Genomic DNA, 24,255 nt, shown 5'->3' on the forward strand with positions numbered 1-24,255 from the left:
TTACCCCCTATCTTATTATTAACTTGATTAATATAATAATAGGATATGAGTACGATCAAGCAACTACATAGCCCCAAATAGTTTAGGAACAAACAAGGTAATGGCTGGAACATACGTTACGAGCAGTAACGTAACAATTAAACCTGCCATGAAAATTAATAATGGTCTCGTTACAGCCTCTATGCTAACTCCCCCAACACTGCATCCGACAAACAAACTGCTTCCGGATGGTGGACTCACGATACCGATACAGAGGTTAAAAACCAAAACAATTCCAAAATGAACAGGATCCATGCCTATTTGAGTTACAATTGGCAAAAAGATAGGGGTAAAAATCAGGATCGCTGGTGTAATATCCATTACGGTGCCGACTAATAACAATACAACATTAATAATCAATAGAATAACAATAGGATTATCTGAAATGGATAATACAGCCTCGCTAATTGCAGCTGGTATACCGCTAAACGCCATTACCCAGGACATGATCGATGAAGCAGCAACCAGAAATAGCACAATACCTGTCATAACAACTGTTTCACTCAAAATGTTGGGAACATCGGACCACTTTAAGGTTTTATAAATGATAGATAGAATAACGGAATATAAAACAGCGACGGCAGAACCTTCCGTTGCAGTAAAGACTCCTCCTGCTACAATTCCCCCGATTACGATCACGATGAGCAGTAAGCTAGGAATGGCTTCAATAATAACTTTTGTACCCTCAGAAAAGCTCGGTCTTTTTGCTACTGGATATTTCTCTTTTTTAGCAATATAGTAGGCAATAGCCATAACTGTTAGCCCCATTAGGATTCCCGGTACATATCCCGCTAAAAACAATGCGGCAATGGATGTACCTCCGCTGACCATCGAATAAATAATAAATGCTCCGCTCGGAGGAATCAGTAAACCTGCAGGAGAAGAGGCAATATTTACAGCTGCAGAATATGCTTTATTATACCCTTCCTTTTCCTGAAGCGGAGCCATAGTACCACCGATGGCAGCCGCTGCCGCTACTGCAGATCCTGAGATCGACCCAAACAGCATGTTCCCTACGACATTCGTATGAGCTAGTGATCCGGGAAGACTACCGCCCATCAACTTTGCCAGGTTGACAAGACGCAGGGCGATTCCCCCGTTATTCATAATAATTCCTGACAAAATAAAGAAGATAACTGCCAAAAGAGAAAAACTGTCGATCCCAGTTACCATTTTTTGAGCTGCCGTAAAAATGGCAACGTCAAACGGTACAATCAATATCGCAGCAATAAAAGAGGCTATCCCTGTAGCTACAGAAATCGGGACCCCCATTGCCATTAAAATAATAAAGCTTATTACCATCACTAAACCTGTTTCAATCGCACCCATGAAAAACTCCTCCTTTCATCTCTATAAAATTTTTTCTTTCTTTTTCAACCAATCGGGCATATTTAATAGTTGATAAATGATAATGATCGCTCCGGAAATAGGTACAATGGAATAGATCACTCCCATTGGAATTTGCAGAATTGGTGTCAACTGTGTCATAGTTGTGGATACTATGTTTAATCCGCCTTTGATCATGACTGCACCGGCAAAACTAATTATGAACAAATCATTAACCAGTCTAAGTGCTTTTTGATTTTTTCCTTTTAATTTATCCAATAAACCGGTTATCGCCAAATGCTCGTTTTTGCCGAAAGCATAACTTGCTCCTAACATAGTGGTCCATATAAGTCCGAAACGAAGCAATTCTTCTGTAATCGTGCTCGGATCACCCAATATGTATCGGCTAAAGACCTGCCAGATTGCACCGATAACCATGATGACGGTGAATAAGCACCCTACAAACATAATTAACTTATCCAGAAAACTTCGTATTGTTTTCATAACCTAAACCCCTTCTTTTAAATCGGTGTCTTTTTCTATTGTTTTTTTCCTGTCATGGTAACTTTGTCACTCAAAATAAAATAGAAAGGGCAAGCCATTATTTCGCCCTATCATTTCTACTAGCAAGGCGCAGCTTGACCCTTTCCTCTATTATTTTAGAGCTTCAATTGCATCCATGATTTCTTTGATTTTAGGATCTTTCTTGCTATATTCCTCATGCATCGGCTTAACCTTTTCGATAAACGGCGCTTTATCGACCTCGTTGAATTTCACGCCCATCTCGGACTCTGCTTCTGTTATCGCCTCTTCGATTGCTTTATTCCATAGTTCCTTTTGGTATTCTGTAGACGACCCCGCTGCATCAGTTAGAATTTTCTGCTGTTCTTCAGATAGGCTGTCCCATGTAGCAGCACTCATAACGAGAATATCTGGGATCATTGTATGCTCATTGATTGAAAATTCTTTCGCAACTTCTCCGTGCTTTCCAGTTGTTAATGCGGTTTCATTACTTTCCGCACCATCAATAACTCCCGCTTGCAGTGCCGTATAAACCTCTCCATACGCCATTGGTGTTGCGTTCCCACCTAATAATTTCACCATATCGATTGCTGTCGGTGAATCCTGAACACGAATCTTTAAACCTTTTAAATCATTTGGAGTATTTATCGCCTTATCTTTTGTATAGAAGCTTCTTGCCCCAGAATCATAGTAAGTCAAACCTACAAATTTTTTATCCTTGTTTGCCAGGTAAAGCTTTTGAACCGCTTCCGATTCCATGGATTTATAAAAATGATCTTTGCTGACAAATAAATATGGGAGACTGAAAACAGCATATTCAGGAGCAAAGCTCTCCAGAGCTGCGGCGCTCACTTTCGTCATATCTACAGCTCCGCCTTGCAGCTGCTCTAATACTTCTTTTTCTGCTCCAAGTACACCATTAGCAAAAATTTGAATTTTCATTTGCCCATCAGACTCTTCTTCTACCTTCTTGGAGAAATCAGCAAGTGCTTTGTGAACCGGATGGTCTTCACTCATGTTATGGGCAAGCTTAAAAGTTTTCTCCTCTACCCCAGTTTCCTTTCCGCCTGTGTCAGCTGCATTGCTTCCTGCATTGCCACATCCAGCCAAAAGTCCAGCTATTAATATTCCAGATGTAACAAAAGATATTAATTTTCTCATTATAATTGACCCCCATTTTCTAAATTATTTATTTTTCTTAAATCTCAGAAAAATCAATGCATATTCTTTTACTTATTTATACTTTGCTTTAATCATTTCCCTCCCCTAATACTCTTGCATTAAACATGATGTAAAATCTTCGTCTCCATTCATTTCAAATGAAAAGTGACTCTTTCTCCCCTTCAGTTTGTAAGCCTTAAGGATTATGACGAAAAAAAAGAGACCCACAACAGAAGGACCTGAATAAAATAACAGGCAATCCGTGTGAGTCTCCATTTCTCCGTCACATATTATTAACTTAATTACTATATTAATAGTTTTTGAAAACGATGTCAATCCGTTTTTTTCATAGTTTCACCTAATAGACTTTAAAGACATTAAAACAGCCCCACCAAGCACTAACCTTGTGGGGCTGTTTATTATTTGCTTAATGTTTCATCAACCTTATATCAAATACTCAATATAAGCTGCATTCAACGTATCTTAATCAGTCTTCGCTTTTAATTTTAGCTGAATCAGCCTTCCACAAGTGATCCTCTACAAAAGCGGCATAAAACAACTGCCAAACTTCCCAGTCATGCGCTGCAGGAATCTCAAGATAAGAGTGGTCGATATTCTTAGCAGTCAGTGCATTGCTTAAATCTTGCACCGGTTTAAGCCCAAAATCCCAGGTACCCGCACCCATCATTACGGAAGGTTTGTCCAAATTGCTGTAAGTGTCGATATTTTTCAGTTCATCTCCATTAGCAGCTGCACTCCAAATACCAAAATAAGCAAACTCATCAGCATGGTAGTAATACATCCGACTGGTAGTTATCCCACCCATCGACAAACCAGCGTAAGCGCGCCCCTCAGGTGTATCATGCACATTGTAGTTAGCTTCAATATAAGGCATGATATATTCAAACTGGTCTTCTTCTATTTTTTTATAGTCCCACCCAAAGTCCTGATTATTCATGGTCACTACCACAAACGGCTCTGCAGTTCCATCTGCAATCAGATTATCCATAATATTAGCCACTGCGCCCTCATTCATCCAACGTAATTCATTGCCATACTTATCGCCAGAATTGCCATGGGACAGGTAAAGTACCTTGTAAGGCTTGTTGCGGTTTTCATTGTATCCGTGAGGCAGGTAAACAGCAAGCCCGCGTTTATCACCGGCAGCTCCTGTATAGGCTACGGTTTCCACTTTGCCATTCTTACTTTTACGTGGAAGCTCTACCGAGCGATCCAGCCACTCTCCCGTTCCCATTGTTTTCGAATTATATGGAACATATACCATACTTGACAAGCTATCAATACCTGTCGCAGTATTCATCAGCGTCGGATTGTTAGGGTCATCCAGTCTTGTGGTTGTAGTACCATCCGGATTGGTAATGCGGAAATTGTAGACAAAAGCGCCGCTGGACAGAGGAACTTTGACCCCCCACAAATTTTTGCCCAGTTTTTCCATGGATACATAATATGTAGTATCAGCATTACCGCCAGCAGGGAACATGCCCGCTTTATACTCCTCCGGTTTATATGGGCGTGAAAACCCATCTTCGATTGTGAAATGATGGAAAGTGTCGCTATATAGTTCAACCTTTGTTGCTGCTTTAGTCTCATCCTCGTAAATAAACGTTGCATAATAGCCGGTTGGAGAAGCTGTATCCGCCTCCACAGTTACGCCGGGTTTATAATCAGTGTAATCAACTCCAGGTGACTCTGAAGCAAAGACTAACATGTTGTTGCTAAAGATCGAGCAAACCATTAAAAGCATGATTCCTAGAATTAAAATTTTCTTCATTACCCTACTCCTTTCTCTCATACGAAATTAGTTAGTATTGTATAGTTTTATCAAGGTGTGATTTGATTATATTATTTTTCGAAATTATTAGAAATGTAAAATAAAGAGGTTAAATTTCACAATAAAGAGGTGTTCTATTAATTAATTTGAGGAGATGGAGGACGTTTGAAGTTTGTGAAAAAAAATAACCCAACAGTGTTTACAACTGTCGGGTTCCTTCTTTTATATTTTTAAGTCTGCGCTTAGGATTTATATACTGTAACTTATCTCTTGTAGTTAAAATCAGGTATTTCTGTCCAACGTCTTTTAAGCTCATGTGCTGCATATTTTGGTTTCCGATCGCGAGTAAAGATACCTTTTTTGTTTCCTTGAACTCGGACAATTCCTTGACCGGTTGCAAAATCAGCAAAATTCCATACCTGTTCACCAACGAAATGATTAAATTCATCAAACACTTCGTGGTTTGCTCTATAGAAAGCTACTTGGTATTCTTCGGTAAACATAACAGGTTCGACATCATGTAATCCAGCAACTGTATCAGCGCCATACTCGGTCATCATAAATGGCTTTTCGGGGCAACGTTTAAGCCAGCTATTAAATTCCGAACGAAGTTTTTCTTTAGCAGAGTCCAAATCACCACCGTCAACATACCAACCATAGTATCGGTTAAAGGTAAGGATATCCAGCAGTTCCGCTACTTGGTCCTTTTCAGGTGAAGATTGTATTTCTGTAACAATCGTTACAGGACGTTTTTGCGGGTCCGTTTCTTTTGCCAGCTGGACTAACGGTTTAAAGTATTCATATGCTCCCTCTTCTTCCGTTGCCGCTTCATTCGCTATATTCCACATAACCACAGAAGGATGGTTTTTATCTCGTTCGATTAATTCTTTGATCACTTGTTGGTGATGTTCGAATGTTTTTAGCTCCTTCCAGGTATCCCGTTTCTGTCCGCCCAAAAACACTACCATCATGTTCAAATGCAAACCAACTGCGGGTACTTCATCAATAATAACAAATCCTTCACGGTCAGCTAGACGCATGATTTCCTCCGAATATGGGTAATGTGCTGTCCGGAATGAATTTGCTCCAATCCATTTCATCAGATTGAAGTCCATTACGTTAGCAACTTCGTCAAACCCTCTTCCGTGCATCGGTGTATCTTCATGCTTACCAAATCCTTTAAAATAAAATGGCTTATTATTAATAAGGAAATTTCCATCTTTAGCCTCTACCGTTCTTACACCAAACGGCTGTTCATAAAGATCGATCACGTTTCCATCTTTTTCCAATTGAATTTGAAGGGTATATAAGTAGGCATTTAATGGCTCCCACAGCTGTACATTTGGGATGTTGATGGTACCTGCAGCACCTTCTGATTGTCCTACAACAACTCCAGATTCGTCTATGGCCTTTACTTTAACTTGTGAGATTCCGGCTAACTCAATAGAGTAATGAACCTTTCCATCTATTTCAGTTACAATGGTTACATCTTTAACATGAGTAGCAGGTGTTGTGTAAATTTTCACGGGACGGTGTATGCCAGCGTAATTGAAGAAGTCAAAATTTGGTCGGTTACTTAATACTTTACCTTTACCAGCTATATCCTTTTCTATTACTGTTCCAACTGGTAAAGTCGAGTAATCAACAATGTTGTTGACTGCAACCGTTAAACGATTTTTACCTTTTTTTAAAAAATTATTTAATTCTGCCTCAAACGGTAAGAATCCGCCCTTATGCTTCACAACTAGTTCACCATTTACAAATACCTTAGCTAGATGTGTTGCCGAACCGAATCGTAATACCACACGCTCAGATTGAAGTGCTGCAGGGATAGAAAATTCCCGTTCATACCAAACCCAGCCAACATGATCGCGTATACTTGCATTTACTCCAATATCATTATAAGAGGATGGAACCGCCATGTTCATTGTGTCGGTTAATTTAGCATTTTGCCAATTATCCTTAAAGCCAATTCCCGAATCAAGCTTAAAATTCCAAATCCCATTTAAATCGATGATACTACGTGTTTCCGTAACAATAGGATATAACATTACTATCTCTCCTTTTTATAAAACCCATTGACATGTTTATGAATCTATTTGACAAGATTTTTGTATTTTAAAGTTATTTGTTCTGGGACACTATCCAAAGCCTCATTAAGCTGTTTTACTAGAGTATCTAACATATCTTCATTAAAATTCTGTGGGTTAAAAGCCACCAAGGCCCGTAGTGGCATAAATTTCATCATCGCCTGAAACATTTGGAATTCATCTGTGTCTTCAGATCTGTTTGCAAATGGGCTTCCTGCAAATACCTTAGTTAAAGTTTTTTGTGCAATTGGAGAAAGAACTAGATCTCCCATTAAATCGCCAATAGTTGTATTTCGATGTACAGATTTTTTAATAGACACAGTCGATTTAACCTGTACTCTTCCTTTTAACTGAATATCTGCTGAAGACTTACCTACCAAAATTTCAAACTCACCACTTTCAACATGCCAGTCTTGAAGGTCGACATTATAATAAGCAAACGATCTTTTATCCAAGACAAATGAAACTATTTTTTCTTCACTCGGTTGTAATTGCACCTTTTCAAAGCCTTTTAATTCTTTTTCAGGTCTTATCACGGTACTTTCCACATCCCGTACGTATAGCTGAATAATTTCCTTCCCTGCCACATTCCCTGTGTTCTTTACTGTAACTGATATTTCAACTAATTCATTATCAAAAATTTCTTCATTATTTATTGAGAGATTAGAATATTCAAAGCTTGTATAGCTTAATCCATAACCAAAAGGAAATAACGGTTCGATTCCTTTCGCATCGTAATAGCGGTATCCAACAAACAATCCTTCCTTATATTCTACTTTGTCACCTTCACCTGGGAAGTTGAGATAGGAAGGGTTATGACGCAGTTCCTTCGGGAAAGTTTCAGCTAATTTTCCGCTTGGATTTGCCGCACCAAATAGAAGATCGGCGATTGCGCCGCCTAGTGCCTGGCCTCCAAGATATGCTTCAAGCAATCCTTTTACTTGGTCAATCCAAGGCATCTCCACGGGTGCACCGTTACTTAACACAACTATAACATTAGGCTGAACTTCTGCTACAGCCTCAATTAAACCGCGGTGATTGTCTGGAATTCTTAAATGCTCTCTATCATATCCTTCAGATTCGTAACGATTAGGCAGACCCACAAATAGTATGGCAACATCAGCTTTTATGGCTGCTTCTTTTGCCTCAGTCAATAAATTTTCATCGATTGCATCCTTTTCCAGTTCATAACCTTGGGCATAAAAAACACTTGCATTTGGAGCCGAATTTTCAATTTCATCAAAAATATTTTCAAGTTTTGTCGGGTTCACATGTGAACTTCCTCCCCCTTGGTATCTTGACTTTTTGGCAAACTCACCGATCACCGCTATAGTACCATCTTTTTTCAAAGGGAGAATATGGTCTTCATTCTTTAAAAGAACCATACTTTCTCTTGCTACTTCTCTAGCTAACTGGTGGTGTTCTTCCTTATCGTAGGTTGCATTTTCTTTGTTGTTATCAACTGCCTTAAAAATAATATTAAGAAGCCTTTCTACCGCTAGATCTAATTTCTCTTCAGATAGCTCACCGTTCTTGACTGCTTCCACAATTTTTTTGTCCCCTAGACCATTACTTGAAGGCATTTCTAGTTCCAGACCTGCTTCCAACCCCTTGGTGCGTTCATTTACCGCACCCCAGTCTGAAACAACGAAGCCTTCAAATCCCCATTCTTCTTTTAAAATATCGTTTAATAACGTCTTATTTTCTGAAGCGTATTCACCATTTACCTTGTTATAAGAGCACATAACTGTCCATGGCTGAGATTTCTTAACTGCGTTTTCAAAGCTAGCAAGGTAGATTTCTCTTAAAGTTCTTTCATCAACGATTGCGTCAACAGACATGCGGCGATGTTCTTGGTTGTTAGCGGCAAAATGTTTAAGAGAAGTACCAATTCCCTCACTTTGAACACCCTTAATATGACTTGCTGCTAATTCCGAAGAAAGATAAGGATCTTCTGAAAAATATTCAAAGTTTCTTCCACAAAGAGGCGAGCGTTTAATATTGGCTCCGGGTCCAAGTAATACGGCTACATCCTCAGCCTGACATTCTTCTCCTAATGCAATCCCAACTTTTTCTACAAGTGAACGATTCCAAGTACTGGCGAGACCAGCTGCAGACGGAAAACAGGTAGCCGGCACACTATTATATAGTCCCAAATGATCTGCACTTTCCTGCTGCTTCCGTAAACCATGCGGACCGTCAGTAACCATAATCGATGGAATCCCCAGTCGTTCAATCCCTTTCAAATGCCAAAAATCTAATCCTGAACAAAGGCTCGCCTTTTCCTCAAGCGACATCTCGTTAATTAATCGTTTAATATCTCTTCTCATAATATCCTCCTTATAATAACTGCCTTTTTTTAATTGGTGAATTTTTTAAAATCGCAGTGTTTTACTTCTCATACGCACCTTCCACTCTTTGTAACTTAGTGAAGACATTGCTGCTAAAAAACATTAGTAGTAATGCAGGCACACTCCCACTAAAAAAAGGAATGAATCCGGGAAATTTACCTAGTATTAAAAAGAAACCTCCTGTTAGTACTGTCATTACGAATGTTGTAATGGGATTAATCGTCATTAAGATAACCGCATTTTTAATTGCTGCTCTAACCCCAACCTTAAAATGTACAAGAACAGGAAAAATATATAATAAGGTAAGGAGGAAAATTAAAATCATTACTACATTGGGAATATAGAGTAATTTTAGTATTGGTAAGGTTATTGCTTCTACAATCTTCATATTAGAATATAGAAAACAGCCTAAAGCGATAATAATCAAACCGGCACCATTACTTTTTATAAATTCATCTTTATAAACCTCCCAGAACGTTTGAAATACATGAATATCCTCCTTCATGACCCATTTTCGGACGACTGCGAACATCGCAGTTGTTGCAGGGAAAAAACCTAGAACCACCAGACCAAGAAAAGTAAAGAGAATCCAAAGTAGGTTTACATACATTAATCTCGTAACCCACTCAGAAATACCATAAATGCCCCTCATAAATGCTCCCACTAAATACTCACTCCTATATGGCCACCATCCGTATCCTATTAAGGAAAATAGCCCTAACCTATTTGATAGAGCTATACATTTTCCTCTTTTACCCCTTACCCTTTAACTGAGCCTAACGCAATTCCCTTTACCAAGTATTTTTGGAAAAATGGATACGCAATTAAAATCGGTAATACCCCGATAACAGCAATCGCCATACGCACTCCTGTAGAAGGAATTTGCGCAGCTGCCTCACTTGCATTGGTTCCCAAATCGCTGCTAGCTAAGAACTGAATATCGGCCAGCATCCTATTTAATATATTTTGAATACTAAATAGGGATGGATCGGTGATATAAACCATACCGTTAAACCAGTCATTCCAATAATGAATCGTTTGAAGCAATCCAATGGTTGCTAAAATTGGTAATGATAAAGGCAGGATGATGGAGAAAAAGGTCCTAAATTCACCTGCCCCATCCATTCGGGCTGATTCAATTATAGGCTCTGGAATGGATGTGATAAAAAAGGTCCGCATTAATAACACGTTAAAACCATTCATAAGCAAACCAGGTACAATTAAGGCCCAAATCGTATTTTTCAAATCAAACATTTGGGTGTAAACAAGATAAGTTGGTACGAGTCCACCGTTGAATAATAAGGTAAAGAAAACGAAGAAAGCAAAAAAGTTTCTAAAAGGCAGGTCACGGCGAGAAAGTGCATATGCCAAAAACGCAGTTATGGCTAAACTAACAAATGTTCCAACGACTGTTACGAAAATGGTAATGCCGTAAGCCCTTAAAATACTTGATGAATTTTTAAATAAATACTCATAGGCTTCTAAGCTAATCTCCCTAGGGAAAAAGGAATAACCATCCTTTAAAATAGCTGTTTCACCTGTTAGAGAAGAAGATAAAAGAATAATAAAGGGAATGATACTGCCTGCTGCTAAAACGATTAAAAAGATATGGGAAACCCATTGCATGATTCGATCAGATTTATACATTCTACTCCACCTCCAGCTTAAAATAATGCATTGTCTTTACTTTTTCTACGAACAAGATAGTTCGATAATAAAACCAGTACAAATCCAACGATAGATTGATATAAACCTGCTGCAGCTGACATTCCAATATCCCCAAGCTGCATTAAACCTCGGTAAACATAAGTATCAATAACATTGGTGGTATCATAGATTGCACCTGAATTCATTGGCACTTGATAGGAATAAACCAAAATCAGAGTAGAAGATCCGCCCAATTGCTAGTAATGTCATCATGATAATGACGGGCATAATCGATGGAATGGTAATGTGAATCATTTGCTGCCATTTATTTGCTCCATCTAAAGTAGCAGCTTCATAGTACTCTTGATCGATCCCAATAATAGCTGCCAAGTAGATGACACATAAGAACCCCACACCTTTCCACATATTGATAAAGGTTAAGATATACGGCCAATATTCGGCTTCGTTATACCATGAAACTCCATCAAGCCCTAATAATGGCAGGATTGTTTTGTTCAAATAACCAACATCTTCACTTAAAAAGGCAAATCCCAAATAACTAACAATGACCATCGAAATCAAAAATGGCAATAAAATGACACTTTGATAAAAGCTTTTCATTAGTTTATTTTTAATTTCATTAAGCATTATGGCTATACCGATTGCCAAAATGGTATTTAAAATAATAAATCCTCCATTATATAAAATGGTGTTTCGGGTTATTACAAAGGCGTCTCTTGTACGAAATAAGTATTCAAAGTTTTTAAAGCCGATCCAATCACTGGCTAGGATTCCCTTTGCATAGTTAATATCTTTAAAAGCAATGATTAGTCCGAACATCGGTAAATAATTGTTGATCAATAAATAGATTAATCCAGGCACCATCATGATAAATAGAGGTAAAAACCTTTTAAATTTGATCATCCTCGTGTTTGCCTTGCTAACAGGCAATGCATGGACCCCTGCTTTCATTTTCTTTACTGTAACTTCTGACATCCATTTTTCCCCCTTACCGATTAAATTGTTTCCGCTTACAAAAGTCCTTTATTTCTTGCTATATTTTTATTTTAGCTGACAGGTTGAATTGGAAATATCGGTATTACGACTTCTTATTTTCGTTTATCCGACTATTAGGAATTTGTTTTTTTTATATTTCAGTCTCGAAAGGTCATCAAAAAAGAGAGCTAAACATTAGCTCTCCATTTCACCCTTATTTATTTTTTTTCCATTCGTCAAACTGTTTTTGTTTCTCGTTAATTATTTTACCAAGTCCAGATTCTTTAAGCTTATTATTAAATTCAGCTAAACTTTTCTCTGGATCAAGAGTACCTGATTCAAGTCCTAACTTATATTGATTTAATACGTTCATAGAGGCTGCGATTTCTGTTTTTACTGAATCAGGATTGAAAGTAAAACCAAAGGCTGGGGACAATACAGCCGAATCGTTATGCTTTTTCATAACATCCCAATATTCCGCAGTATTTCCTTCCCAAGGATATGTTAGGAAGTTGTTTCCGATTTCCCACTGGTTAAATACATATTTTGATTCCTTCACACCATCTGGCAATTTAATGGTTCCATCTGAGTTTTTAACATAATGTTTACCTTCAATTCCAAGATCAAGTAAATTCATAATATCTTTATCAGAATAAAGTAAATTGATGAATTCCATTGCTTTTTCAGGATTTTCACTGTTCCGGGCGATGGACATATTAAAGCCTGTCGCTGCATCCGTATACGAATATACATCCGAAAGTTTTACTGATACCATATCATGCCCTGTTATTCCCTTCTCTTGCACATCAAAGCCTGGCTTCATTTTAGCAAAATACCCAAATCCTTTATTTGCTTTCACAAGGTTAGCAGCTGATTCTTTCGATGTAGCTGAATCCTTGATAATATAGCCCGCTTTAAACCATTTTCTTGCTAATTCAACAGCTTCAACATATTGAGGATCTTCAAACATGTTTACAATTTCCTTATCTTTAAAGGACACTACTCCAAGGTTATCGCCCAGCACATCAAATTTTCCAGCTGCAATCGCAGTAGCAACCGACGTTCCCATTGACGTGTTTACTACAGGTGTTAAAGTTGGTTCGTTTTCTTTGATGGTCTTAAATACATTTTCCAAGTCGGTATATGATTTGATTTTAGAAAGGTCAATACTATATTTATCAACTAAATCCTTTCTCATAGCAAATCCATAATAAGAACCCCAGTCTCTTATACTTGGAATTCCGTATATTTTATCGTTAACTTTATTACCTTCCAGAAGATGTTCAGGAACTACTTTTGTAATATCTTGACCATGTGACTTAAGTAAATCATCTAATGGGATATACAGCCCTTTGACTGCTTGTGTATTGTAGCCATAGAATGATGAAGATAGGACTAAATCTAGTTTTTCATTGCTTGTTAACATCAAGTTTTGTTGCTGCTGCCATGCAGCACCACCGATTGGCACCAATTTAACGGTAGCATTAATCTTCTTTTTAGAAATTTTATTAATTTCTTCTTGAACCAAAGGAAGATCGTCAATGCTTGAAGTTGTAGTTAAATATACCATTGTAATTTCATATGTTTCATCCTTTGAACTTGTTCCTTCCTTTTTGCCGGTACTGCTTTCTTTTGAGCTGCAGCCAGCCAAAACTAACAAGACTGACATAATAATCATGATAAACTTCGTAAAACTCTTCATCTTCTCTTCCCCCTTATATTATTAGTTGATACGTTGAAAACCCTATCTGAAAGCGCTATCAACCATCTGATTTTAGTATAGAGGATAGATAAAAATACACTTACTAAAAATACGACCTTTTATTTTCATTATTACGACTTTTTGGTTGAAAGTGATAGTCTTCTAAATTCCATTGGATTTAATTCCGTTGACTTCTTAAAAATGGTAGAAAAGTAGGAAAAATTTGAATATCCTGCAGCTAAAGCAACTTCACTAACAGGTAAACTAGTCTCTACTAACAAATTTTTAGCATATTCAATCCGTTGCTGCTGTAAGTAGTCAGATAGCGATAAACCTGTTTGTTTTTTAAATATCCTTGTTAAATAATCTGGATTTAGATAAACGTAATTAGCAATGTCTTCCCGTGTTAGCCGTTGTTCGCCTAAATGATTCTGGATATACTGCTTTACCACGTCAACTACAGATCCCTTTTCTTGAGGAAGATGTAATTGGTTCATCGTTACCTCCACAATAAAAATAATCCAATCTTGGAGAGAGCATAACGACTTTAGTACTTTTACAGGCTTTTCGGTGAGTAAGTTTTGTGAAAATACTTGATTTGCCTGAATGCCTTTAACCTGAAGGACATAGAAAATTTGTTGTAAAAAGTCTTGATAAAATAAATGTAAAGATTGACCGGTAATATAATCGAGTGTTTTCCACCGTTCAAAATAGTTATTAAGCTGATCCAAAAATTTTTCCTTTTGTCCGCTTTTCATTAAATTTGCCCATTCCGTAGAAGGAAACTGAGGATAAGAGGATAAACCTTTTTTCTCGTTTTTATAAAGAATTGTTTGATTGCTAATCGTAACATTATTGCTATCAAGTTCTATTAATTTATGAACCATACTCATTACGTCTTGGATACCCACCCGATTTCCTAAATAACAACAAAGATCACATGAATGATTTTGAGAGAATTGAGAAATATATTGATCCAATTTATTTGTAAGTTCATTCAAGTCCACTGGACTTAAAAAGGGTATAATAACCAATACATAACCGGTATCTAAATTAATCACATCCGCATTGATACCGTTATTTGAAATTACTTCAGACATTACTTTTTGAAGAGCTGCTAATTTAACCTTTTCTTCATGAACTGTAAACTCTTTTTTCCACCGTAAAACATTGAATAATACAGGCAAAAAGGTTGTTGATTCAAAGTACGATACGTGATGCTTTTCGAGATGTTCCGCAATCTCATTTGCATCAGATGGGATAACTTGTTGGATTAAATCTAACCAGAACCGCTGCCTTAGTACTTCACCATGATTCTTTTTTAGTTCTAGGTAAGATTCCTCAACATTTTTAACCTCTTGATCCTTTTTTATTTTTTCCAAAGCTTCTTCAATAACCTCTTCTAGTTCCTCATAATCAACTGGTTTTAATAGATAGTTCAAGCTTTTTAGTTGCAGTGCTTGTTTAGCATAGGAAAAATCTGAATGGCACGTTAGAAAAATAGCTTCTGTATCAGGATAGTTTTCCCTCACCCACTTCAATAAGTCAAACCCTGACCCTTTTGGCATTTCAATGTCACATAATAACAGGTCTACCTGATTATTTAAAAATACTTCTTGTGCCGACGTTAAATTATGAGCAGTATATACGTTTGAAATATTAAATTTATCCCAATTAACCCCGGCTTGTACACCTCTTATGGAATGTACCTCATCATCAACAATAAGAACATGATACTGTTTCATAACTACTACCCCTTTCACCCTTGCATCACTTCAGCGGGAATTCGAATCCAAACTGCTGCTCCCCACCCAGGTTCATTTGAAAAATGTATAGACGATTTTTCTCCATATAGCAGCGTTAATCTTTGTTTAATGTTCCAGATTCCTATTCTTTCACCTTCATTGCTTGGTAGATATTGATCATTTTCTAATGCATTTAATATTTCTTCTGAGAACCCTTCACCTGTATCTTGGACTCTGATATTAATAAACTCAGGATTCACATCCTTGCTTATCATGATATAGATTTCCATGTGTTCGTCTAAATTAAATGCGTGTTTAATTGAATTTTCAGTAAGGGTTTGAATCATAAGTGGTGGAATTTTACATTTCTTCAACTCGGGTGGTACTTCAACAGAATAGTTAAAGCTCTCCGGAAACCGAAGTTGTTGAATTCTTAGGTAATTCTTAGTGTGTTTGATTTCGTCATTAAGACTAACAAAATAGGAATTACTACGGAACATGAACCTGAAATAATCCGCTAAACATTTTGCCATTTCCTGGATAACACTAAACTCCTTTACTGTAGCTAAATTATAAATAATATTTAACGAATTAAGGAAAAAATGCGGATTAATTTGCAACTGAAGGTGCTTTAGTTCCGCTCGTTGAAGATTTAATTTTTCTTCATATACATTTATTTTTAAATCCTTTATTTCTGAAACCATATGATTGAAGGTTTCATTCATCACTTCGAATTCGGTGGAATTCCGATTCATAGGAAGGCGAATTTCGAGATCTCCTTTCCGGAGTTTTTTCATTGCGGAAACTATTCGATTGATAGGCTTCAGAAATATTTTTCTCATTACAAAAATAAAAAATAGTAAGAACAAAATAGCGAGAAAAGTAATAATAGACGAGATTCGCTGTAAATAAGGGAGCTTCTCTAGTATTTCACTTTCAGGAATTAAAGCTACAAGATAAAAATCACCGATATGAGACTTTTCTCTCATTAGAACAAACTTGTCGTTTTCCCCAGTTACCGAATAATTTCCTTCGCTAAATGTTAAATCTATTTTATTTTTTTCAATAAATTGCTTATTTGTAATCGCTTTTAATTCTGACGTAGCCAAAATGGCTTTTCCAGTTTCACCAAAATCAATATATTTAAAAGGCGTGATCAACTTGTCCATATTCACCCAGGCACCAACATATACTCCATTTATGGAATAATATTGGAGCAAGTAATAATTATTTTCACCTTTCCATATATTCCATTTGCCTTCTGGTAAATTGTTAGGTTTTTTTTCAAACAAATGCCGAATTTCTTCTTGTGCCTTAAATCGTTCTGAAAAACTATCAGAAAGTTTTACAGTATTGATAAAATCCTTATTGGGTGATGAATAAATAAAAATAGAATCTATTGCAGTGTAGAAATATGACTGATTTGTGATGGAATTAAATACACGTATTTTTGCTTCTTCATAATCATTAGGATCAAGCGTTTCGTTGTATTGCAGAAAATATAAATCTGTATTGTTTTGTGTTATTTGAAAAATATAGTTTCCTACACCTTTCAGACTCCGATCGATTTGATTCATATAAATATTGAGCATGTTTTTATTTGATTGCGCTACCTGGTTACGAATGACCTCAACTGCATAATAGTTATTTACTATATGAACCACAATTAATGGACCGATGATTAAAAATACACATAGAAAAAGTTTAAATAGCAATGAATTATAAAGTTGCTTGAAAGAATGCATTGATAATCCTCCAGTTGTGCTCCACAAAAAAATATTATTCTCATTATACAATATCCTTTTTAACAAAAATTAAAAAAATTTAATTTCCAGTAAGAAGTAGTATGGGAGTCAACAGACCTAAATCTATTACCGCAATTCTTCAATCCAGTATTAACTAAAAATCCAAATAATGTGCATGGATTAGAATAATTGAACTTAGATTAATTCAACATTCTGCATGAACTGTTTGAAAGTGTGGTTAAGGAAAAACATGGGATAAAGGCCTCAAGCAGTTTTCAAGTTTGCATGGCATTTGTTTTTCTAGTATCTCAGGCACCGAATCTAATAGAAGTAACCCCACAGGGCAAACACTGTCGGGTTACTTCGGGTATAATTAGTTTATAAGTTTCTACCTAGGAAATCCCTTTGGATTCGATACAATGTACCAACACATTTGGATTAATTGTCAAACTCAAATCAGGTAGCTCTAAAAAATTCTTTATCGCTAGAGCACAAGCACCCATACCACAAGCATTAGTACCGAGATCGGATATATATATTTCCTTATAATTACTAATCGATGTTTTTATATTTGATTTAATTATACTCATGGCTTCAGGAAATTGTTTTAATAGTTCACTATTTAACACGAGTGTTTCTGGATTTAGTAAATTAATAATATTATTTAGACCGATAGATACGTACTTTATATACTCATCCATTGCAGTTATTACTGCCGGGTTTCTTGCAATAACTAGATTTTTAATATCCTCGTAGTTCAATATAGGTTTAGCCAGTTTCTCGGATATTTGTTTAAAGAAGCTCACTTCAGAAGCATATAACTCCCAACAACCCGATTTACCGCAATTACATGGTTTTCCATCAGGTTGAATAATCATGTGACCCATTTCACCTGCAAATCCATGATACCCTTTCACCAAGTCTCCATTCATTAAAAATCCCATGCCTATTCCAGAATACATACTTATATTAATTAAGTTCGTGCATTGATGAAAATTAAATACTTTTTCGGCAAATGCACATAAATTTGCATTATTTTCAACAGTAACTTCTATGTTTACATTTTTCTCTAGATCAGTCTTTAAGTCCTTGTTATACCATCTATGCTGTGGAACAAAAGAGATGATTTTGTCATTGGTCACTGTTCCATGTATTCCAATGACAACACCAATAATCCCAAAATGACTATGAGAAAATTTTTGTTGGTATGCACGAATTTGGTTGATTAAGATTTGAATAATTTCATCATAGTTTGAATTTTTTAACTCTACTCTGTCAGTATGAACTGGGTTCCCCATAAGGTCAGATACAGTAAATTTAATATCCCGATAATCTAAATCAATTCCCAATGCATAACCAGCATTTGTCCTAAGAGAAAGCATAATCGGTTTTCTTCCAACACTGTTATACTCTGTATGGGATTCGATAATTAATTCTTCCTCTAAAAGATTCGCTGCCTGTGCAGAAATGGTTGCCTTTGTTAATTTTGTTATAATCGCTAAATCTGACCTCGAGATCGGCCCATGCTTAATAATCTTACTTAATATCAAACTTTTATTTATCTTCTTTAGATAAGAAGCTACACCAAGTTCCATAACGTTCACCCTGCTATTCAAGTTAATTACCATTTGCAGCTTTTTGGTAAGATTTTGGTTGATCCACAGGAATGACAGCAGCGTTTAATACCTCATCTACCGAAGATGAATATTTGTTTTTCTCTTCTACAGACCAATTTAACCTATCACCTAAATAAGCAATTACTTGCTTCTTCCATTTTCTTACGGTTTGTATATCAAATAAAATGGCACCTGTTCGGCGGTTTAAGAAATCTATCGGTGTAGCAACCATTTCATGTTCAATGGCATAAAGTAATTTTGCAAATAACACTGTAGGTAATTGATATTTTTTTGCATCAGACATATTATTTTTCAATAATTCAAACACTGTGTTACTATTGGATCCATATATTTTCACTAATGTTTCAGCCTCTTCTTTACTAAGACCAATTTCCATACCTCTTCTAACTGTTGCAGTAATAAAAGATGGAAATAGTTTTGAACCTCCAACATCACCGCCTGAAATTGGGAGATACTTCGTTTGGCACGATTTAAAACTTCTCCCCTCTGATTTTAATTTTTCTGCCAATAAATCAACCACCATTTCAGCCATTTTTCGGTAGCCTGTTAATTTACCTCCAGCAATGGTGATTAAACCCGAATTGGATTCCCAAATCTCATCTTTTCGAGAAATTTCTGAGGCATTTTTTCCTTCTTCGTAAATAAGCGGTCGTACACCTGCCCAACTCGATTCCACATCTTTTTCACTTATTTTCACTTCAGGGAACATATAATCAATCGCATTTAAAATATAACTACGATCACTTTCTGTCATATTAGGGTTTACGGCATCTTCATTATAGAAAGTATCTGTTGTTCCGACATAGACCTTTCCATCACGAGGGATCGCAAACACCATCCGGCCGTCTGGCGTGTCAAAATAGATGGCTTGTTTCAAAGGAAAACGGGATTGGTCAATTACTAAGTGGACACCTTTTGAAAGCTGTAGGAATTTCCCTTTTTTGGATTGATCCATTTCACGAATTTGATCTACCCATGGTCCGGCAGCATTAACAATCTTTTTGGCATGTATTTCATAAATCTCACCTGTCAATTGATCTTGGACCAATGCACCGATTACCTTTCCATTTTTATAAAGAAGCTTTGATACTTTTGTATAATTACAAGCTATTGCCCCTTTTTCCACCGCCGCTTTCATAACCTCAATGGTCAGCCTTGCATCATCTGTACGATATTCAACATAATAACCGCCACCCTTTAAGCCAGATTTTTTTATAAGCGGCTCTTTTGCTAATGTAGACTGGGGGTTTAGCATTTTTCTTCGTTCCGACTTTTTAACACCAGCTAAGAAATCGTATACACGTAGACCAATGGATGTGCTAAATTTCCCAAATGTACCTCCCTTATGAAGTGGTAACAACATCCATTCAGGCGTTGTTACATGCGGGCCATTTTCGTAGACAATCGCCCTTTCTTTTCCAACCTCTGCCACCATTTTAACTTCAAATTGTTTTAAATATCTAAGCCCGCCGTGAACTAATTTAGTCGACCTGCTTGAGGTCCCAGCAGCGAAATCTTGCATTTCAACTAGAGCTGTATTCATTCCTCGGGTTTGTGCATCAAGGGCAATACCAGCTCCTGTAATTCCTCCGCCTATCACTAATACATCAAAAACTTCTGTTTTGAATTTGTTAACAAATTCAGTTCGATTTAGGTTTGAAAATTGCATCATTTACTCCTCCTGCTTGCTCAATATAATTTAATTTTTTCAGGTGAAATAAAAAGAGACCACAAAAGACATTATCAATAAAGATAATGTTTTTGTGGTCTCTCCGACTTCTCCTGCCATATATTAACTTGTTTTTAGTATAACATTAAGTAAGGAAATTGAAAATAATTATTTAAAAGCCATTGTTGCTTTCACTGCTTTTTTCCAACCGTTATATAACTTATTTCTATTTTCAGCAGACATCTTCGGTAAAATAGTTCGGTCAACAGCCCATTGCTTGGCAATTTCCTCTTGGCTTTTCCAAAAGCCAACAGCAAGACCCGCTAAATATGCTGCTCCTAATGCGGTAGTTTCACTTACAACTGGTCTTTCTACTGGAACATCCAAAATATCACTTTGGAATTCCATTAGGAAATTATTTTTCACTGCCCCGCCGTCAACACGAAGAGTTTTAAGTTCAATTCCAGAATCAGCTTCCATCGCAGATAATACGTCTTTTGTTTGGTACGCAAGAGATTCTAAAGTAGCTCGAATTAAATGTTCCTTTGTTGTACCACGGGTTAAACCAAAAACGGCACCTTTTACATCACTATCCCAATAAGGAGTTCCTAAGCCTACAAACGCTGGGACCAAATAGACGCCATCGTTGGAATCGACTTTTGCTGCATATACTTCACTATCCTTTGCATCTTTAAACATTCTTAATCCATCACGAAGCCATTGAATGGCAGAACCCGCCACAAAGATACTTCCCTCAAGTGCGTATTCTACTTTTCCATTCAGCCCCCATGCTATAGTGGTTAATAATCCATGCCCTGAGCGCACAGCTTTCTCACCCGTATTCTTTAACATAAAGCAACCGGTACCATAAGTGTTTTTGGCCATTCCTTCATCAAAGCACGCTTGTCCGAACAATGCTGCCTGCTGGTCACCAGCAACCCCTGATATTGGAATCTCATTCCCAAAAAAATGATAATCAACCGTTTTCCCATAAATTTCTGATGATGGTCTAACCTCTGGCAGCATCGATTTAGGTACACCTAAAATATCCAATAATTCATCATCCCACTTTAATTCATAGATGTTGAACATTAAGGTCCGTGAAGCATTAGAATAATCGGTTACATGTGCACGGCCTCCGGAGAGTTTCCAAACCAGCCAAGTATCAACCGTACCAAATAATAATTTTCCTTGAGCCGCTTTATCACGTGCCCCTTCCACATGATCGAGGATCCATTTTACCTTTGTTCCTGAAAAGTAAGGATCAATTAACAGTCCTGATTTGTTACGAAACAGGTCATGATAACCTTTTTCTTTCAACTCTTCACAAATCTCACTTGTTTGTCTTGATTGCCAAACAATGGCATTATAAACTGGATGACCTGTTTCTTTATCCCAAACTATAGTTGTTTCTCGCTGATTGGTGATCCCTATACCTGCAATTTGCTCAGGTTTAATTTCGGATTCTGATAAGACTTCGGCAACAACTGAAAGAATGGAACCCCAAATTTCATTAGGATTGTGTTCGACCCAGCCTGGCTTTGGAAAATATTGCGTGATTTCCTTTTGTGCAGAATGAACAATTTCCCCCTTTTTATTAAAAAGAATAGCACGGGAACTAGTTGTTCCCTGGTCTAGAGATAAAATGTATTTTTCCACTATTAATATCCTCCAAAAATATTATCTTATATATGGATATAAAAAAAGAGATTCACAAACAGAATTAACCACAAAATGGGTTTCTGCGTGAATCTACTACTCTCCGTCACATAACTTTACTTGTTGAGGAAAGTATACAATTCTACTAAAACATTTAAACAACTTTTTTAACATAAATATGTTGTTTAAATGTTTTAAAAAAAACCCTCCCATAACTCTCGTTTTGAAGTGGTTATGGCTGTAGCTCCTGCCATTAGTGCAGCATCTACATCTTCAGAATTTCGAATTAACCCCCCAGCAAGGATAGGTATTCCTACACTCTCCTTAACTTCTTTAATAATCTTCGGCATTGCTCCAGGCAGGACTTCAATGTAATCTGGCTGGGTTTTTGCTATTAATTTATAACTTTTTTCAAGAGCATGACTATCAATAAGGAAAATTCTCTGTACAGCAATTACACCTTTTTGCTTTGCCTTTTGTATCACACTAGATTTAGTTGAAATTAAGCCGTATGGCTTGAATTCTTGACAAATATACTCTGTGGCAAAATCATCATTTTTGATGCCGTTGATTAAGTCCACGTGGTAAATCATTTTCTTTCCTTTTTCCTTGGCCATCCTATTAATATGTTTTAACTGAGCAATATGCATATCTAAAAACACACCAATTTCGTAAGGACTTCTCAAAAAGGATTCGAATTCCTTCATATTTGAGGATGCAGGGATAATTTTCTGGTTCATAAAATTAATTCCTTTCATCGCTGTTCTTTCATTTTCAATAACTGGCTGAATGGTTTGATGATTGTAGGTCATCAGACACCTCATTTCTCTTTTCACTCTGATTAGTGTGACTTCCCTCAATCGCTTCTTTAATTTTTTCTGCTACTGCATTCATTGCTTCTTGTGAGGTTACTTCCCCATTTAGAGCTTTCATAATTGAGTCTCTCATATAAGAGGAAACCTGGGAAATGACCTCTTGATTTCGCCAATCTTCCGCTGCAATAAGTGGCGTATTTTCTAATTCATTTGAAAATATTTTAAACATCTCTTTGCCAAACTCGTAGTTTAATTCATTGTTATCTAATCTTGAACTTAACAACAGGGACTCTTGATTAAATTTAGCATTTACTTTTTTTGATGCTAAATATTTAATAAAATCAGCTGTTTCGTCTTCTACCTCTGTATTTTTAAAGCCCATGATATATTTTCCTCCTGGTACAGAAGCACGAATCTCTTTTTTAGGAAGATATGTTACCCCCCACTCAAAGTTCTCAATATCGCTATAGTTGCTTAACATCCAGTTTCCAGATAAGTGAGCAGCAGCCTGTCCTGAGCGGAACAGTTTAATTGGATCTTCCACACCTAACCAAACAGATTCAGGAATAATCGCATCTTTATGAAGTTTGATAAAATAATCTAATGCTGCTACGCCTTTTTCATTATTAATTGCTGGTGCAGAACCATCTTCAGTCATTAGGCTTCCGCCAAATTGATAAACTAAAGTGGAATATCTTCGAGGTGTAAAATCAACTAACAGCCCGTGTTTTGCCCCGCCTTTATCATTTACTGTTTTAAGAGCTTCGGCAAATTCATCCCAGGTCCAAACTTCGTCAGGGGTTTGTGGAACTTGCACTCCTGCTTTAATAAACAATGTTTTGTTATAGATGATGCAGTTTGCAGTAACATCCATCGGTGCTGCAATAATTTTATTCCCTTTTACATAATAAGGTTTAATTGCTGGGAGAAATTGAGAAGTAAATTCTTCCGCTCCCCCAACATATGGTGTAAGATCTAATGCAAAATCCGCAAAATTCCCAGTATCTGTTATACGCGCTAATGCTGGAGGTTCCCCTCCTGCAATCATTCTTTTTAATTTTGTATTTAAATCTTGATAAGCCACTTCTATTAAATTTATTTCAACATTTTGATTTTTTGCTTGATAATCCTTGATAATCTCTTTCATTACCTTTCCCTCTACACCGTCACTAAACCAAAGGAAATCCAAGGTAACTTTCTTTTCATTGTCTGGTACGGTTGTTTCTTTTGGACTCGGGTTGTTAGCACATGCTGATATTATTAATAAAAAAATCGATGTTATAAAAAAAATAGAAATCGTTTTCAATGATTGTTTCATAGGATGATACTTCCCTTTCTATAATGCTGCATTCGGGATGT

General features: G+C 36.7%; 16 protein-coding genes and 1 pseudogene. All 17 read right to left on the reverse strand.

Going from position 1 to position 24,255, the window contains the following annotated elements:
* Positions 1-63 precede the first annotated feature (63 nt).
* Positions 64-1,368, reverse strand: coding sequence for a TRAP transporter large permease (locus tag QFZ28_RS19420; RefSeq protein ID WP_307196173.1), 1,305 nt, complete (start codon positions 1,366-1,368; stop codon positions 64-66).
* Between the two features lie 21 nt (positions 1,369-1,389).
* On the reverse strand, positions 1,390-1,869 hold the full coding sequence (locus tag QFZ28_RS19425) for a TRAP transporter small permease (RefSeq protein WP_307196174.1): 480 nt from the start codon (positions 1,867-1,869) through the stop codon (positions 1,390-1,392).
* A 150-nt stretch (positions 1,870-2,019) separates the two neighbouring features.
* Positions 2,020-3,048, reverse strand: a complete 1,029-nt coding sequence (locus tag QFZ28_RS19430) for a TRAP transporter substrate-binding protein (RefSeq protein WP_307196175.1) — start codon at positions 3,046-3,048, stop codon at positions 2,020-2,022.
* Between the two features lie 487 nt (positions 3,049-3,535).
* The gene (locus QFZ28_RS19435) at positions 3,536-4,840 is read right to left on the reverse strand and encodes an alpha/beta hydrolase (RefSeq protein ID WP_307196176.1); all 1,305 of its coding nucleotides are present in this window, start codon (positions 4,838-4,840) and stop codon (positions 3,536-3,538) included.
* Between the two features lie 263 nt (positions 4,841-5,103).
* Positions 5,104-6,891, reverse strand: a complete 1,788-nt coding sequence (uidA, locus tag QFZ28_RS19440; protein WP_307196177.1) for a beta-glucuronidase — start codon at positions 6,889-6,891, stop codon at positions 5,104-5,106.
* A 44-nt stretch (positions 6,892-6,935) separates the two neighbouring features.
* Positions 6,936-9,260 (reverse strand): glycoside hydrolase family 3 C-terminal domain-containing protein, encoded by a 2,325-nt coding sequence (locus QFZ28_RS19445; protein ID WP_307196178.1) that lies wholly within the window; start codon positions 9,258-9,260, stop codon positions 6,936-6,938.
* 61 nt (positions 9,261-9,321) lie between these two features.
* The gene (locus QFZ28_RS19450; protein ID WP_307196179.1) at positions 9,322-9,945 is read right to left on the reverse strand and encodes a YesL family protein; all 624 of its coding nucleotides are present in this window, start codon (positions 9,943-9,945) and stop codon (positions 9,322-9,324) included.
* A 95-nt stretch (positions 9,946-10,040) separates the two neighbouring features.
* A complete protein-coding gene (locus tag QFZ28_RS19455) occupies positions 10,041-10,928 on the reverse strand; it encodes a carbohydrate ABC transporter permease (RefSeq protein WP_307196180.1) in 888 nt (295 codons plus the stop codon).
* A 17-nt stretch (positions 10,929-10,945) separates the two neighbouring features.
* Positions 10,946-11,852, reverse strand: a pseudogene (locus QFZ28_RS19460) (ABC transporter permease).
* A gap of 286 nt (positions 11,853-12,138) precedes the next feature.
* Positions 12,139-13,626, reverse strand: a complete 1,488-nt coding sequence (locus QFZ28_RS19465) for an ABC transporter substrate-binding protein (protein ID WP_307196181.1) — start codon at positions 13,624-13,626, stop codon at positions 12,139-12,141.
* A 131-nt stretch (positions 13,627-13,757) separates the two neighbouring features.
* Positions 13,758-15,371, reverse strand: a complete 1,614-nt coding sequence (locus tag QFZ28_RS19470) for a response regulator transcription factor (RefSeq protein WP_307196182.1) — start codon at positions 15,369-15,371, stop codon at positions 13,758-13,760.
* Positions 15,372-15,385: 14 nt separating this feature from the next.
* Positions 15,386-17,116 (reverse strand): sensor histidine kinase, encoded by a 1,731-nt coding sequence (locus tag QFZ28_RS19475; protein WP_307196183.1) that lies wholly within the window; start codon positions 17,114-17,116, stop codon positions 15,386-15,388.
* A gap of 392 nt (positions 17,117-17,508) precedes the next feature.
* Positions 17,509-18,711, reverse strand: a complete 1,203-nt coding sequence (locus QFZ28_RS19480; protein ID WP_307196184.1) for an ROK family transcriptional regulator — start codon at positions 18,709-18,711, stop codon at positions 17,509-17,511.
* A 22-nt stretch (positions 18,712-18,733) separates the two neighbouring features.
* Complete coding sequence (locus QFZ28_RS19485) at positions 18,734-20,422, reverse strand: glycerol-3-phosphate dehydrogenase/oxidase (protein WP_307196185.1); 1,689 nt, start codon at positions 20,420-20,422, stop codon at positions 18,734-18,736.
* A 168-nt stretch (positions 20,423-20,590) separates the two neighbouring features.
* Positions 20,591-22,081, reverse strand: a complete 1,491-nt coding sequence (gene glpK, locus QFZ28_RS19490; RefSeq protein WP_307196186.1) for a glycerol kinase GlpK — start codon at positions 22,079-22,081, stop codon at positions 20,591-20,593.
* Positions 22,082-22,275: 194 nt separating this feature from the next.
* The gene (locus QFZ28_RS19495) at positions 22,276-22,821 is read right to left on the reverse strand and encodes a glycerol-3-phosphate responsive antiterminator (protein ID WP_307197079.1); all 546 of its coding nucleotides are present in this window, start codon (positions 22,819-22,821) and stop codon (positions 22,276-22,278) included.
* A 34-nt stretch (positions 22,822-22,855) separates the two neighbouring features.
* Positions 22,856-24,214, reverse strand: a complete 1,359-nt coding sequence (locus QFZ28_RS19500; protein WP_307196187.1) for an ABC transporter substrate-binding protein — start codon at positions 24,212-24,214, stop codon at positions 22,856-22,858.
* Between the last annotated feature and the right edge of the window lie 41 nt (positions 24,215-24,255).

Source organism: Neobacillus niacini, from assembly GCF_030817695.1.
In the GTDB taxonomy this organism is placed as follows: Bacteria; Bacillota; Bacilli; order Bacillales; family Cytobacillaceae; genus Neobacillus; species Neobacillus niacini_F.